The following is a 14165-nucleotide window of genomic DNA, read 5'->3' on the forward strand; positions in this document are numbered from 1 at the left end:
GAAGGGCACAAGACGCGCGAAGAGAAGACGTTTAACAGGAGGACGCAGAGGCAGCAGAGAAAGGGCAAAGGAAGCTGTTTCCGAATCCGCGTTCATCCGTCTCCATCCGTGATTAGATTTTCATCTCCACTGCTGTCTTTCGTGTGGTTCGTGTGATTCGTGGTTGAACTTCCTCTCTTCAATTCGCGCAATCCGCGTAGACCCGTTTTGTCTTTCCCGATCTGCCTCCAGAATTCAAAGAAGTTGCCTCACGGGAAGGGCACAAGACGCGCGAAGAGAAAACGTTTAACAGGAGCAAGCAGAGGCAGCAGAGAAAGGGCAAAGGAAGCTGTTTGCGAATCCGTGTTCATCCGTCTCCATCCGTGATTAGATTTTCATTTTCACTGCTATCTTTTCGTGTGGTTCGTGTGGTTCGTGGTTGAACTTCCTCTCTTCCAATCCGCATACCCCTCTCTCCAACTCTCTCCCCGCTCGCGCCTTACGGGGCGAGAGGGTCAAGCGGTTTACAGATCGCAGTGATCTCACCCACACTTGATTACGCCTATCCGGTGCCAATCCGTGTCTCAACTGGTTTTCAGCTTGTCAGGCATTCCTCTGCTACCTCCATTTGCTCCTGTTAAACCGGAGTTGCGTCCTCGAACGGCCGATTCATTCGGAGTGAAGGACCCCATAGTAAGGATGCTTGTGCTTCTGCACGCTATCTGGTCATGAATATGACCGTTCCCGGCGGAGAGTTCAGCTTTCGCGAATTGTGTGTCGCCAACCCATCCATTTCCCCGATGGAACTCCTCAAATTTGTGACCACACAAATTTCTGAAGGGCGGCTCAAGAAAACCCGGTGCGACAAAGGGGTGACGTTTACTGAAGCAAACCCTGCTCGGACTGGAACTGGAGAAACCAATTCCGACCCTCATTTCACGATGACGCAGGTGCCCGTTGCCGGCGGATAGGACGCGCAAGGAGCGCAAGCGCGAACGCCGCGCCACCGAGCGCAGCCTTCAGGCTGCTTTGCCGCGACAGTTGCGTGCGTCGTGACCCATGCTAATGGGCCCTTCGTCCACGAGTGAAAGCCGCGTGAACGCCGCGGTCCACAGTCGGCGACATTTACAAATTGTCGGTAGAATTACGTCCGAACTCCTCCCACTGAAGAAAATTTTTGTGCGGTTTTCCGAGGAGGATCGGGCATTCGTCCGTAATCCTTCCGACACTGGCCCGCATTCTGCACGACGTCAGAAATGACCCAAAGAATGATCATTGGTACGGCGTGTTTTTTCATTGCCGGTTCGGCTTTTGGAGCGGCGATCGTCCCTTCATACGATGAGTTCGAGGATTTGCCGGACGCGACCTGGGGAGGGACGGGAATTCCGACCGGACCGGCCGCGGTGCGCGGCGCCCCCAATGGTGCGATACTCGGATTGATCGCCCATCAACGCTACAACAACCCGCCGCTTCAAAATGACGGCGCGGGAACCTACTTCGCGCAACCGGGTGCCAACGACGGTACGCCCGGGAATCCCGGAACGGCAGCAACGTGGAACATTGGATTTTATGTGAATCTGCCGACGTCGCTGGTGGCCGGAGATGAATACTTCCGCCTCTACTATGATCTAGATCCCAGTGTTGGAACGGACATCTCACAACTGGGGCAGCTCGATTTCATGGTTTCCTCGGGAAACAAGATCGAAGGCTCTGAGAACATGTCCTTCGGATTCTGGCTGATCCCCTTCCCGGGGAACACGCCCGCGAGCTATGCGCCGTTTGATCCTTTCGCGACCGGTGAATACAGCTTTGCGCTGGTGGCCCTTGACGACACCGGCACGGAACTTCCCGACGGCCGCGCAGCAATCATCGTTCGCGTTGGAAACGTCGGAACGGTTCCTGACGCGGGTTCTACTTTCGCGCTTCTTGGCGGCGGCCTCGTTCTATTGACTGGGTTGCGTCGGCTATTGCGTGTGTCGTAGCGGCAAGGCATCCTTGCCTGCCGTGGAGCCGCGGCTTCCAGCCCGGCGGAGGGAGGGCCAAATAAGCTGGAGCACGTTGACAGGACTTGAGCCTCGCTCTTGCTTCACGCTTTTTCCGGGCAGCAAGGATGCCGCCCTCCACGTCAGGCAGAGATGCCTGACGCCACTGCGCATTGACGCGTTCCAGTTGCCCCAATTGCTGTATTGCCGTCTCTGTGTGGGCTACGCAGCGTTGTCAGCGCTGCTTGGCGAGATCTTCCTGAATCAGAAGGTCGGTCGCGGCACTGGCTAGTGGAGCAGGCAGTCCGAGGTTCGCTGCTTTTCTCACATCCTCAACCCCACGAGCACGATCACCGCTCTTGTATCGGATCATGCCTAGATAATACAACGCCTCCGCATTCTCGTTGGTGCCGCTCGTCGCATCGGTTAGCGGAAGCCGCGCTGAGTTGAAATCGTTTCGCTGGAAGAACGATTTGCCCGCCACAAACGCCACCTGCGGATCCCGCGGATACGCCTTCCGCGCCCGCAATGCGAGATCGTGGCCGGTGGGATCATCGGTTTTGAATCCCGGCAACAGCACCAGCGCTCTCAAGGCAGGGGAGAACTTTGGGTAATCCTGCATGATCTGCTCGTACGTCTTCCGCGCCGCCGCGATGTCGCCGCTGGTCGTTTGGCCTGATGCCACAACCATCAGCGCAGGCAGGAATTGCGGTTCCGTTTTCAAGCGCGCCTGGGCGTCAGCGACAAGCTCAGCATTCGGCGCATTTGTGGCCGTCGCAAAGACGAGAAATTGCTGCGCTGACTTTTGAACCGCTGCAGAGGGTGCTGCCTCAAGGGAGCGCCGCACATGATCGATTGCTTCCGGGGTGCGCCCGATCGAGTGCAAAGCGACCGCACAATCGTAGAGAAGTTCAGCAGACGGCGGCCGCTGGTTTTGAACTTGTTCCTGAAGCACGGACGCCGCCCATTCCTGTTCTCCGGATCGCATTGCGAGCCGGGCAAACGTTTGCGCGATGGCGGGATTTGCTGCATCGGCTGTCCGCGCTTGCTTCGCCAGCTCAAACGCCTTTTTCGGATCGGCAAAGCGATCGGCGAGAAGTTCCGCAAGCTCGATCAACACGGGCGCTGATTTCGGAGTGGTTTCGAGCACCTTCTCCAGCGCTGACCGGGCTGCCGCCCAATTTCCCGCTCGTCGATGCACCTCGGCCATGCGGCGGCCCGCAATCGGATCGTCAGGCTGAATTCGAAGTTGTTCCTGAAGGCGCACAATGGAGGCTTCGTTGGTGGAGGACGCGGGTTCCTGCAGAATCGCGAGGCAACGCCGCGCCTGTTCTGCGCCGGCTACGTTCTGATCCATCGCAAGAGCCTGCTTCAGGAAGACGGGCGAGTTCTTTTCGTCACCCTGCATGTAGCTGGCCATGCCGGCGTGAAATTGTGCGTGCGGATTGTTCGTCAGTTTGGCCGCGCTTTCAAGCAACGGAGTAAGCGCCTGCGCATAATCGCGCCGCCTGAATTGAACCCATCCGTAAGTGTCCGCAACGACCGGGTCTTCGGGTGCCAGCTGGCGAGCGCGGCGTGCAAGTTCCAATGCCCGCTCGAGATTGCCCAGATCTTCCGCGTAAAGGTAAGCGAGGTTATTGAGCGCCAGCGTTGAGTCGGGTTCGACTGCAATCGCTTTTTCGTACGCAGCAGCGGCCTGGGCGTGATTCGTTCCCTGGTCGAGCAGCAGGGCGGTTTGCAGGAGCACCTTGAAATTCCGCGGAAACGCAGCCGCGGATTGTTCGAGGAAAGCGAGTGCTTCAGCGTTGCGGCCGGTTGTGAGGTAAAGCGCGGTGAGCATGTCGCGTGAGGGAAAGAAACTCGGATCTGCTGCGATGGCTTGCTTCAAATCGTTTTCAGCTGCGGACGAATTCTCCTGGGCCAGTCGCAAGCGGGCGCGAGAGAAGAGGACGAGGGCGTCGCCTGGCTTCAGTGTTTCCAGTCGCTTCAGGATTTCTTCAGCTTCGGCGAATTGTTTCTCCTGCACCTTGAGATCCAGCAGTTCGTGGAGCGCAGGCAGATGGTTGCGATCCAGTCGCAGCGCTTCGTTCAGCGCCTTTTCTGCTTCCGCGGTTTTGCCCTGACGGCGGTAGACCGTTCCGGTCAGGAATCGCGGCTGGGCATTGGACGGGTAAAGCGATGCGAGATTGTTGTAAACCTCGATTGCCTGTTCCGGCTGGCCTCGCGCGAGATGCACCTCCGCCAGGCCAAGCTGCGGCGGAACCAGGCGCGGGTTCAGCTTCGTGAGATCCGAAAACGCGGATTGCGCCGACACAAAGTCTCCCTGCCGATACGTGACCTGCGCCTTGAGAAACAGCGCATCGGCGAAATTGGGGTTTGCAGCGAGGGCTTCATTGAGAGCCGTGACCGCTGCGCCCATGTCGTTGGTTGCGAGAAGTGCCCGCGCCAATTCCATGTTGACTTGCGGCACGCGGGGATAGGCGGCCTTCAGTTGCCGAATTTGCGCGATCGCCTGGCTGATGTTGGTTTGTGCAAGGCTCAGTCGTGCGCGGACAAGAAGGGCGCGGAAGTCGGTGGGCTCGAGGCTGAGGGTCTTCCCCACGAGCTGCGCACAATCCTCGAGCCGCGAATCCTCCAGCGCCATTGCGGACAGGACGCTCCAGGCAGGAACGAACTCGGGCGCTTTTTTCGTCAGGGCTTCAAGATCCCTGCGGGCCTGCGCCTTTTCACCCATGAGCACCCGGAACTCAGCGAAGTGGATTTGCGAGAACAGGTCGTCGGGAGCGGCCTTCAAACGTTTCTCGTAATGTTCACGGGCGAGCTCCCGATTGCCACGCATCAGGTAATAGTTGCCCATGGCGGCGTGGATGTGAGGTGACGACGGATTCAAAGCTTCGGCCGCCTTGAAAGCAGTTTCCGCCTTCTCGAATTCACGGCGGCGAACGCTGATGATTCCGCTGGCGAGTTCGAAGGCCGCTTTGTTTTCAGAACTGCGCAACCGTTCGAGAAGCGCGTTCAGCTCTGACTCCTGTTCGGTCGAAGTCATCGCAACCAGCGTGAGAACGGCTTCTTCGTTCGCGGGTTGCAATGCGAGGATTTCGGTGGCGATGGCAGTTGCGTTTGTGGCGTCATTGCCGTCCCTGTAGATCCGAAGAAGCGGCAGGAGAATATCGAGGTTCTTCCTGTCCTTTTCATATGCCTTGCGCAGGAATGCGTGGGCGCGGCGGGACTGGCCTTGCTTGAAATAGATCTGGCCGAGCCGCTGAATCGCGGTGTTGTGCTCTGGATCGAGTTTTGCCGCGTTTTGATATTCGATGGAAGCTTTGGGAAAGTCGCCAGCCTGGAAGTATTCATTGGCCTTTTCCAACGCGCGATCCCGCCGCGATTCCTTGGAGCACCCGGTGCTGAAAAGAGAAACCATCGTGATGCAGACAAAGAATCGGAAGAGCAGGGGACGACGCGCCAACAAGGTCAGACCAATCATGCTGGGAGCAAAGCGGAATCCGCGCATGAGGTCAATTCAGCGCTTTGGGGGAACGAGACCACGAGACGACAGGACGACGGGACGTCCGCCTTGCGCGCTTTCGCCCAAATCTCCCCACTTCCGAGCGCAGCCGGAGGAGGGGCCGGGGGAGGAGGCACTCGCGCCATTTTCAGCGAAGCAAAAGAACGCTGTTTCCCCACTCGTCGTTTTCTCTCCCTCCGTGGGCCGCCGAAATCGGCATCTTCCAGCTTTTCCACCTCGCGATATCGACGGTAGAGCTGTCGGTCAGCTTTACAAACACCTCATCTGGCTTTCCACGCTTTCGGTTTTCAACCTTTTGTAAACACCTGTGGATGTGGCGCTTAAGACATCGTTTACAATTGTTCAAACAAAGGCACCCATGCTGCTTAGGAGTAGGTGCGCTGTCGAACCAACAGCGGCAGAAGACTCACAATATGATTAAAACATCTTTAAAAGTGCTGGGCGCGGCATCGCTCTGCGTGATTGCCACCCAATCCGCCTCAGCCTTCACCGCCGTTTCAGCTCCTGCGACGGTCAATAACATCAATAACAATCCCGCACCCGGCGCCCAGGTTGGAGATCAATTCTCCATCGTGGGTGGCTCCTTTGCCGCCTACGTCCCTGGCCCTGGAGATCCGACCATCACTGGTGGCGACCTGAACCGGTATCGCTACAACATGGATGGAACCGTAGCCTCCGTGGCTGGTGCTGTAGTCGACTATACAGGCAGCTATCGGATTTTCTACGATTCAAACATTGACGGCCTCTTCAACGCTGGCGATTTCAGCTATTCGTTCGGAACGCTCGCAATGACAATCGATTTCAGTGGCGTTGGCCCGGCGTTCATTGCGAACGGCACGCTGCATCAGACTGCAGGTCCCGACGCAGGTTTCCCCAGTTCTGGTTTCCCTAACGCCGACGCAGAGTTTACCGGGACCTACACCGTGAATTCACTTGATGGTTCGACAGGAATCGTTCAAGGAACCATCACGAGCACGAGTGTCCCGGACGCTGGCAGCTCCCTCGTCCTGACGGGCATTGCCGCCTTGGGCATCGTTGCAGCTCGTCGCCGCATGGCCGCCTAAGCGGTCCATTCTCCTTCGAGACAAAAATTACAGCCGGCCGGGATGCCAATTCCGGCCGGTTTTTTCTTGGAACCGACCGTAAAACTTCTGAATCCCGGGTAGGTTCTTTTACATTCGGTCTCGAGGGCGATAACAGGCCTCGGCGTCTGGTCGACGCAAACAGCTGCACCGCAAAGGTTTCCAGACATTCTGACGTTAAACATAAGCTTGGCTCGCTACTTGCATAGGGCATTGAGCAACTAAACCCAGAAACAAATCCATGAACAAGAAACTACTTCTTCTCGCACTCGTCGGAACAATTTCGTCGGCGTCCGCCGATTCTTACAACCAGAATGTTACCGCAATCTTCGGAAGCGGAAATCCCAACACTGGCTGGACGACTGACACTGGCAGTGGCCTGACGCTCGCTCTCCGTGGCAAGAACCGCCATCCGGCAACGTCGACTGCCAATGTGAACGGCGTTTATTCGTTTGCGACAGGCACAATTCCGCCGGCCAACAATCGTGCGGTTTGGAATTGGGAATTTTCTGCCAGTTCCGGAACTGCTCCCCTTACCGCATATGACTACTACATTGGCATCGACATTGATGCGAGCCAGGGCGTGAACTATCAATACGTGAATGCGCTGACATTCTGGACTGATAACGAATTTGGAACCGCTGCAACGGCTAACGGAGCCGGTTTGACGCCTGCCCAAGGTGCTTTGGCTCCAAGCAATTACACCGTGTTCCAGAACTCCCAAAACATCGTCTTTGGGCCCGCCAACGGGAACCCGCTGATTGATGGAACCTACGAATACGAACTCTTCGCTGTCCAGGCAGGCGCCGGACTTGGCGGAGCACGTTTGGCTGAAGTTGACATTACTGTCGTGGTCGGTGCTGGTGGCGCGCGAGTTCCTGACGCTGGATCGACAGCGATGCTTTTGGGAACCGGCCTGCTCGGTCTCGCTGGCCTCCGCCGCAAGCTGTAAGGACGCATCGGGCAACGCTAAACATTTCAATATCAAAGGGCCGGAGCAATCCGGCCCTTTTTTTATGTACGACTCTTTAGGCGGGTTGATCCCCGGGGGAGATTGGTTGCGCCTGCCATCCTTCGCCGACAACAAACGGTCAACGGCGCTTCAACCTTTGATACTACTGAGTCTGTGATCCAACGCCTGCTCGAAGCTGACCAATTCGCGAATGAGCGAGTTGTAGCGAGAATAGGCATCACCGTCCTCCCGCTTGAGTTGTGCGTAAAGGGCATGTTCCGGGTCGGCAATAAACGCGAGCCCCTCGCAATCAAATATTCCGGTGCTGCAAAGGCGGGTCCTCGCGATGCTCACGAGACAGGCCGGAATCGAGAATTGATCCTGCTTCAAGTCCTCAAATCCTTTCCGGACAAGATGTTCCCCAGGAAGACCGCCGCAAATGTCGTCTGTGGTGTTCACGTTCGGAGAATGCAAGCTAAGGATTGGATTCGCAAAAGCGGCGCACTCGAGTCCGATACATATCGGCGTCGATGCCAGGATAACGAATCAATGACGATTCGATTTCCCGGAACAACTCCAGCAACCGTCGCTTTTCCACCAGAGCGTGTTTGATGAAGTTGGCCACATCTGCGAGGTCTCTGTCATGGCCGCGTTGCAGTTTGGCGAGAGCTTGTCCGTAGGGATCGTAGTGGTAGAACTCGACGTCGCGATGTCGGGCGATGAAGAGACTTCGGTCGCGCCATTTGGGCAGGGCCGGAATGAAGTCATCCGGGCTGGCCAGTTCAACGTTAACGTCGAGTTTGTTTTTGAGATAAGCGATGGCCTCGAAGAACCGTAACGGTTCCGGATCGGACTTGAGGTCAATGTCGATCGTTGACGACCTCCACCCGTGCAGCAGCGCGGTGGCGCCGCCAGTAAAGTAGATCCGTCCAGGGCTCTGGACTTCCGCTGAGAGGGCGGCCATAAACTGTTCCAGCTTTGGCTTGGTCGTTTCAGAGCGCATGTGCCGGTTCAAAAATGCGCGGATAAAACGGAGTTGGCAACACTATCCGGGCACCAACTGGGACCACGGGACCGCGGGACCGCGGGACCGCGGGACCACGGGACTACGGGACTGCGGGACTGCGGGACTGCGGGACTGCGGGACTGCGAGACTGCGAGACTGATGGTGGACGGATGGGCGGAGCGCGGCCCAATGCTGAAATGCTAAAAGCTGAAATGCCGGAAACCGAGCACCGAAGATCGAATTGGGATCGGGCCACACAATTTCAGACCTCTCAACCCTCAACCGCTCAACCAACGGCCAATAAAGGACTACTGGACTACAGGTCCACGGGACTACGGGACAACTAAGGACGGTAGACTGTGGATGGCTCTCCCAACATGCAACGACGGACAACTGACTGACAGCGGACACCCGGATAAAACCGAAGAAGGCCGGGATTTCTCCCGGCCTTCGACTAAAACACCGAAATGAGTTTGGTCGGTTTCTGATTAGGCCGCCATTTTGCGACGGATCAGGCCGAGGCCTGACAGCGCAGCACCGAGCAGCATCACCGTCGTTCCACCATCCGGAACGCCAGCGGCTGTTCCAGATTGAAACGAGAAGGTAACAGAGTCAGGGCTCGTAACGCCGATGGTCCATGTTCCGCTCGTAAGATCGTATCCAGGAGCGGAGATTGTGCCGGTTCCAAACAACGTCAAGCCGGTTCCGGTTTGAGAAGTAATGGAGACGGAGCTCAGCGTGAATGTGATGCCGTTAGCAACCCACAGTGGGCTCACGGGACTCGGCGACAGGACAGGGCTAAACTGGAAGTCGGTGAACAGGACCGTTGAGAACGACGGAATCAGGGCTCCGAGAGTGCCTGAACCAGTCACTGCAAACCCGCTGACGCCAGCATTGAAGTCCAAGCCGGTCGCGACGCTCACGGGAACGGTAGCATTCGCTGCATTAACGGTTCGCACAGGTCCGGCGAAATCAACGGTTCCGTCGATTTGTGCCGCATGGGCGCTCAAGCTGACCAACGCTGCGGTTGCTGCAATTAAAAGTGCTTTTTTCATAATATTTTGTTCTTAGTGTTTCGGTGTTCTCCTCCCATCTAGCGTCTGCCGTGCCAAGGTTTTAGACAGAGGATCCTGGCGGCGTAAGTTGCTGCATTGCAATGAGATCGAGTTGCGCTATGGAGAATCGCTCAGACAATGGAAATCGGGGTTTGTAAAGGCAGCCGACAAACGGACGGAGGGACTTGCGGATAAAAGCTGAAACGCTAAAAAGCTGAAATGCTGAAATCGGGAACCATCAACACTCGAACTACGGGGAAACGGAGGGTAGCCGAGGACCGACGACTGAGGACGGAGGACTGAGGACGGAGGACTGAGGACTGAGGACGGGACGACGGGACGAGGGGACTACGGGACTACAGGACGAGGGGATGTCGAGGGGGGAATGAAGGATCGGAGGATCACGAGGGAAGGGTGGAAAGTGGCGAGGGAGGGCGAACTGCGGAAGATGGAGGATAGAGCGTGGAGGGCGGGCAGGGGTCAAAAGCCAAAAAGCTGAAAAGCTGAAAAGCTGAAAGGCTGAGCGACGGGGCCCACGCTACTTTTTTTCGGCGACGGATGTTTCCAAAGTCCGCTTTGCCTCTTCAGCGAGGTTCGGAGACAAGTTCAGCGCTAATGCCTTGCGCAATGAATCCTGACACTCGGTGCGCTGCTTCAGGCTGTGTTGCGCCATTCCCAAGTAAAAGAAGACTTCACCGTCCTGGGGGCGTTTTAGCGACGATTCCTTCAGCAAAGAGGCGGCCCGGGAATAATCCTTCCGCGCGTAGCTCACGATACCCAGGGTCTTCGCGGCTTCAGGATCGCTCGGAAATGCGGTCCGTGCCTTCGCAGCAAATTCATTGGCCTTTGCAGAGCCAGGATTCTCGGCCGTATAGAGTTGCGCCAATTCTTTCGTCGCCGGCAGGAATCCAGGATATTGCTTCAGGATCTGCTCGAAGGTTTGAATTGCCGGAACAGATTCCCCGCGTTCCCGTTGCGCCATTCCCTTCAACGCCATCGCTGCAAGGTGATCGGGCTGATCTTTCAAAACTTCGTTAACCCGAGGCAAGGACTGCGTCACGCCGCCTTTTCCGTTCAATGACGCGGTGAGTTCAGCAAATAGCTTCGCTTCGTCCGCGCCGCTGAATCCCGGATTGGCCTCGAGCGCCTGGCGCATGGTGGTCTCTGCATTCGCAACGCGGCCGACGCTGAGTTGTGCCCATGCGAGGTCATACAGGACCTGCGAGTCACGCGGGAGTCGCTGCGATGCCTGTTGCAACAGGCTCAAGGCCCACGGATGGTCGCCGGAACGAAAGACTTCGCGTCCCAACGCGGCCGCCACTTGTGCATCGCCCGGCGACACTTTGTAGGTCTCCTTCAGGAGGTTCACCGCCTTGTCACGGGAGTCTGGATTCGCGGCATACAGCAACGCGAGCGGCTTCATGAGGGACGGGTTCCGCGGATTTTTCTGCAAGGCGTCCTCATAAAGAGCCACTGCTTTCGTGGTCGCTCCAGCGTGTTGATACAACTCGCCCAGCTTGATCAGCGTGACCAGATCTGACGGTTGTTGGCGAACTCGTTCCTCAAAGGCTGCTATGGTGCTCGCATCGGATTTGCTCGTGTCGAGGTTCAATGCCGCAAGTCGCTCTTGTGCGTCTTGCCTCCCAGCAAAGTCCTTGTCGAGGGCCAGGGCCCGTTGAAGTACCGTTTTCGCTTGGGTCGGTTGGTTCAGCATGTAATAGGTCAAACCAAGGTGGTACTGGATTTCCGGATCCTGAACGAGGGCGTCGGCGCTCTGCTGCAGAAATGAAAGTGCACCCGAGAAGTCACCTCGCAGGAACAAAACCCACCCGAGCGTATCGGCGACGAAAGGATCTGCCGGAGCGAGGTCGCGCGCACGGCGGGCTGCGGCAATGGCTTTGTCCAACTGTGGCAGTTTCGAAGAATACAAATGCGCGATATTGTTCAAAGCGGGGCTGAACTTGGGGTTGATTTCGAGCACGCGCTCGTAGGTGGCCACCGCTGCCTGGTAATCACCGGTATCCGACTGAATCACGCCCATTTGAAACAAAGCAGCGGCGTCGTTCGGATTTTGCTCAATGCTATTCTGCAGTTGTTTCAGTGCCTTGGCCGATTCCCCGGAATCGACGTAGAGTTTCGCCAGCAGCAGGTAGGGCGCGGAATATTCGGGCTGAATGGCAATCGCCTGTTGCAAGGCGGCTTCAACTTTGTTGGTTTCATTGAGCGCCCAGTGAACGCGTGCTAATAACACGGGGAGGACCGGCGATTTTGGCCACCGCTGCATCTTCTCTTGAATACGCGTGAGCGCCCGGCTGGGTGCATTATCGGAAAGATCCAGGTTGACCAATTGTTCGAAGGGTTGAAGGGCTTCCGGAGCCAGTTGAACTGCACGCTCGAATTCGCGGCGGGCGTCGGCAGATTTTTTCTGGCTGAGGTAAATGCTCCCGATCAGCATCGGGACCTGGGCATTGTCCGGGAACAGCCGTCGCAGTTGCTCGCCGCGTCGCAGCGCCTGTTCGGGTTCTCCATTGCGCATGTAGGCGTTGATCAACAGCAAGTGAGCCTCGACAAGCCCGGGCTTCCGTTCCAGCAACCGCGTCAGCGATGTAATGGCCACCGTGGGATTCTCGCGCCGAATGTCCAGCTGTGCCTGCAGCAAGAGTGCCTCTTCGTTTTCTGGGTCAAGCACCAGGGACTGCGCCAAAGCTTTCGCTGCGGCAACATCGTTTCCTTTGAGAAGATAGGCGGCCGCAAGGTAAAAGTGCACCTTCGGCGCCTTGGGAAAGTCTACCGCCATTTTATCGAATGCGGCGATCGCCATCTCGGGTTCCTGCTGTGCGAGCTTCAATCGCCCGTCCAGCAGCGCCGCGTTAAAATCCTCCGGAGCGACCGTGCGCGCGCGGGACACGGCACGCGCACAGTTTGTGAGTTGATTCTGGGAGAGTTCCAGTTCGCCCAATGCGACCCAGGCGGGCAGATAGTCAGGAGTCGCTTCAGTGATCGATGTGAGAATTTGTCGTCCCTGCTCCACCTGCCCCGCCTTGGCGAGAAGATCGGCATAGCGCACGGGGAAGTTGGCACGCGGCGGAGCTGATTCCGAAGCCCGTTTGAACGCGCTGAGTGCGTTGGTGACATCCTGATGGGCGAGATGCCAGGATCCCAGGGCCATTTGCGCAGGTCCGAATCTGGGATCCGCCGCCGCCGCGCGGGTCAACGTATGAGAAACGGATTGTGTGTTTCCCGCCCGGGCCTGAATAACCGCGAGAGCCGTCAGGAGTGGCGCGGTATCACCAGCGGTTTTTCGCGCTTGTTCCAGTGCCTCCGTGGCTGCTGCCAGGTGATTTGTGGTTCGGACCGCCTCGGCCATCACAATAGCGGCTCCGGCGTTGGTGGGATTCGAACGAAGAAGATTTAACGATCCGTCGAAAGCAGCATTAGCGTTGCCGACGGCGAGTTGTACCTCCGCTGCCTTCAACTGAATTTCCGGGTCGGCCGGGTGGGTTTCGGCTGCACGTGTGAGAAGGGGGTAGGCGCGTGCAATGCGGCCGCTCGAATGATAGATCAAGGCGAGTTGCTTGATGGCATGCGTGTTTTTCCCGTCCAGGCGCAATGCATTGATATACTCAATCTCCGCCTCGCTATATTTGCCTGCGCCGAAGTACTGATCCGCCCTTTGCAGATGCCGGTCTCCACGCGCGGCCTTGGAGCACCCGGTGGAAACTCCCATGAGCCCGACGATGAGCGGCAACAGCAGGAACCGATGCATGAAGTCAAACATAGGTGGTTGATGAGTTGTCGCGAGTATAAGGTGCCGCGAGGCGTCCACAAGCGCCTTTCTTTGGGCATCAGTCGTCGCGGAGGAAAGGACTGAAGGACGAAAGGACCAAGGGACTAAAGGACTAAGGGACTAAAGGACTAAGGGACTAAAGACTGGGGACAGAGGGGGCCAAAAGCTGAAACGCTCAAATGCTAAAAGCTGAAACTCCAAAGGATCAACATTCAACATCCCCTTGCCTGCGACGTGAGGAGCGGGAGGGGGGCTGGGGGAGCGGGTGGTTTGGTCTGGTCCCTCCTTCGACCTTTGAAACTGAGAAAGAGTGCCTCCTCTCCTCGGCCCTCTCGTCCACTCCGAGTGGATCCGAGTGGAAGAGAGGGGGGTGACGGGAAACTGCACGGACAGGGCCAAAAGCTAAAATGCTAAAAGCTGAAACTCCGAAGGATCAACATTCAACCTCCCCTCGCCTGCGACGTGAGGAGCGGGAGAGGGGCTGGGGAAGAGGGTGTTTTGATCCGTTCCCTCCTTCGACCTTTGAAGCTGAGAAAGGGCGCCTCCTCTCCCCGGCCCTCTCCTCCACTCCCGAGTGGAAGAGAGGGGGTGTGACGGGAAACCGCACGGACAGGGGCCGAAAGCTGAAGAGCTGAAAGAGCAGGGACTAAAGGACGACGGACTACGGGACGACGGAGGACTGAGGACTGACGACGGAGGACTGAGGACTGAGGACTGAGGACGGCCAAATGCTGAAAAGCTAAAAGGCTAAAAAGCTGAAATCTCCGACTCAACAGGGCCACGACGGATCTTTCCA

The 14165-nt window shown here is 57.2% G+C and carries 9 protein-coding genes; 4 read left to right on the forward strand and 5 right to left on the reverse strand.

Annotated elements, in window-relative coordinates; translation table 11 throughout:
* Positions 1 to 707 precede the first annotated feature (707 nt).
* Positions 708 to 950, forward strand: a complete 243-nt coding sequence (locus tag VEH04_05010) for a hypothetical protein (protein HYG22123.1) — start codon at positions 708 to 710, stop codon at positions 948 to 950.
* 297 nt (positions 951 to 1247) lie between these two features.
* Positions 1248 to 1961 (forward strand): VPDSG-CTERM sorting domain-containing protein, encoded by a 714-nt coding sequence (locus tag VEH04_05015; GenBank protein HYG22124.1) that lies wholly within the window; start codon positions 1248 to 1250, stop codon positions 1959 to 1961.
* A gap of 235 nt (positions 1962 to 2196) precedes the next feature.
* Here VEH04_05015 and VEH04_05020 read toward each other — a convergent pair whose 3' ends face one another.
* On the reverse strand, positions 2197 to 5445 hold the full coding sequence (locus VEH04_05020; protein ID HYG22125.1) for a tetratricopeptide repeat protein: 3249 nt from the start codon (positions 5443 to 5445) through the stop codon (positions 2197 to 2199).
* A 455-nt stretch (positions 5446 to 5900) separates the two neighbouring features.
* On the opposite strand from VEH04_05020, the gene VEH04_05025 reads away from it, so the two are divergent.
* Both VEH04_05025 and VEH04_05030 read left to right on the forward strand, forming a co-directional pair.
* Positions 5901 to 6551 carry a VPDSG-CTERM sorting domain-containing protein gene (locus VEH04_05025; protein ID HYG22126.1) on the forward strand — a complete coding sequence of 217 codons (651 nt, stop codon included), beginning with the start codon at positions 5901 to 5903 and terminating at the stop codon, positions 6549 to 6551.
* A 259-nt stretch (positions 6552 to 6810) separates the two neighbouring features.
* Complete coding sequence (locus tag VEH04_05030; protein HYG22127.1) at positions 6811 to 7521, forward strand: VPDSG-CTERM sorting domain-containing protein; 711 nt, start codon at positions 6811 to 6813, stop codon at positions 7519 to 7521.
* A gap of 150 nt (positions 7522 to 7671) precedes the next feature.
* Here the strand turns inward: VEH04_05030 and VEH04_05035 are convergent, their stop codons facing one another.
* The 4 genes from VEH04_05035 to VEH04_05050 form a co-directional block, all read right to left on the reverse strand.
* On the reverse strand, positions 7672 to 7980 hold the full coding sequence (locus VEH04_05035; GenBank protein HYG22128.1) for a hypothetical protein: 309 nt from the start codon (positions 7978 to 7980) through the stop codon (positions 7672 to 7674).
* Positions 7981 to 7996: 16 nt separating this feature from the next.
* Positions 7997 to 8524 (reverse strand): DUF6036 family nucleotidyltransferase, encoded by a 528-nt coding sequence (locus tag VEH04_05040; protein ID HYG22129.1) that lies wholly within the window; start codon positions 8522 to 8524, stop codon positions 7997 to 7999.
* 491 nt (positions 8525 to 9015) lie between these two features.
* The gene (locus VEH04_05045) at positions 9016 to 9582 is read right to left on the reverse strand and encodes a VPDSG-CTERM sorting domain-containing protein (GenBank protein HYG22130.1); all 567 of its coding nucleotides are present in this window, start codon (positions 9580 to 9582) and stop codon (positions 9016 to 9018) included.
* 538 nt (positions 9583 to 10120) lie between these two features.
* Positions 10121 to 13348, reverse strand: a complete 3228-nt coding sequence (locus VEH04_05050) for a tetratricopeptide repeat protein (GenBank protein ID HYG22131.1) — start codon at positions 13346 to 13348, stop codon at positions 10121 to 10123.
* Positions 13349 to 14165: the final 817 nt, after the last annotated feature.

It is taken from the genome of Verrucomicrobiia bacterium (assembly GCA_035629175.1).
Taxonomy (GTDB): domain Bacteria; phylum Verrucomicrobiota; class Verrucomicrobiia; order Limisphaerales; family DASXHY01; genus DASXHY01.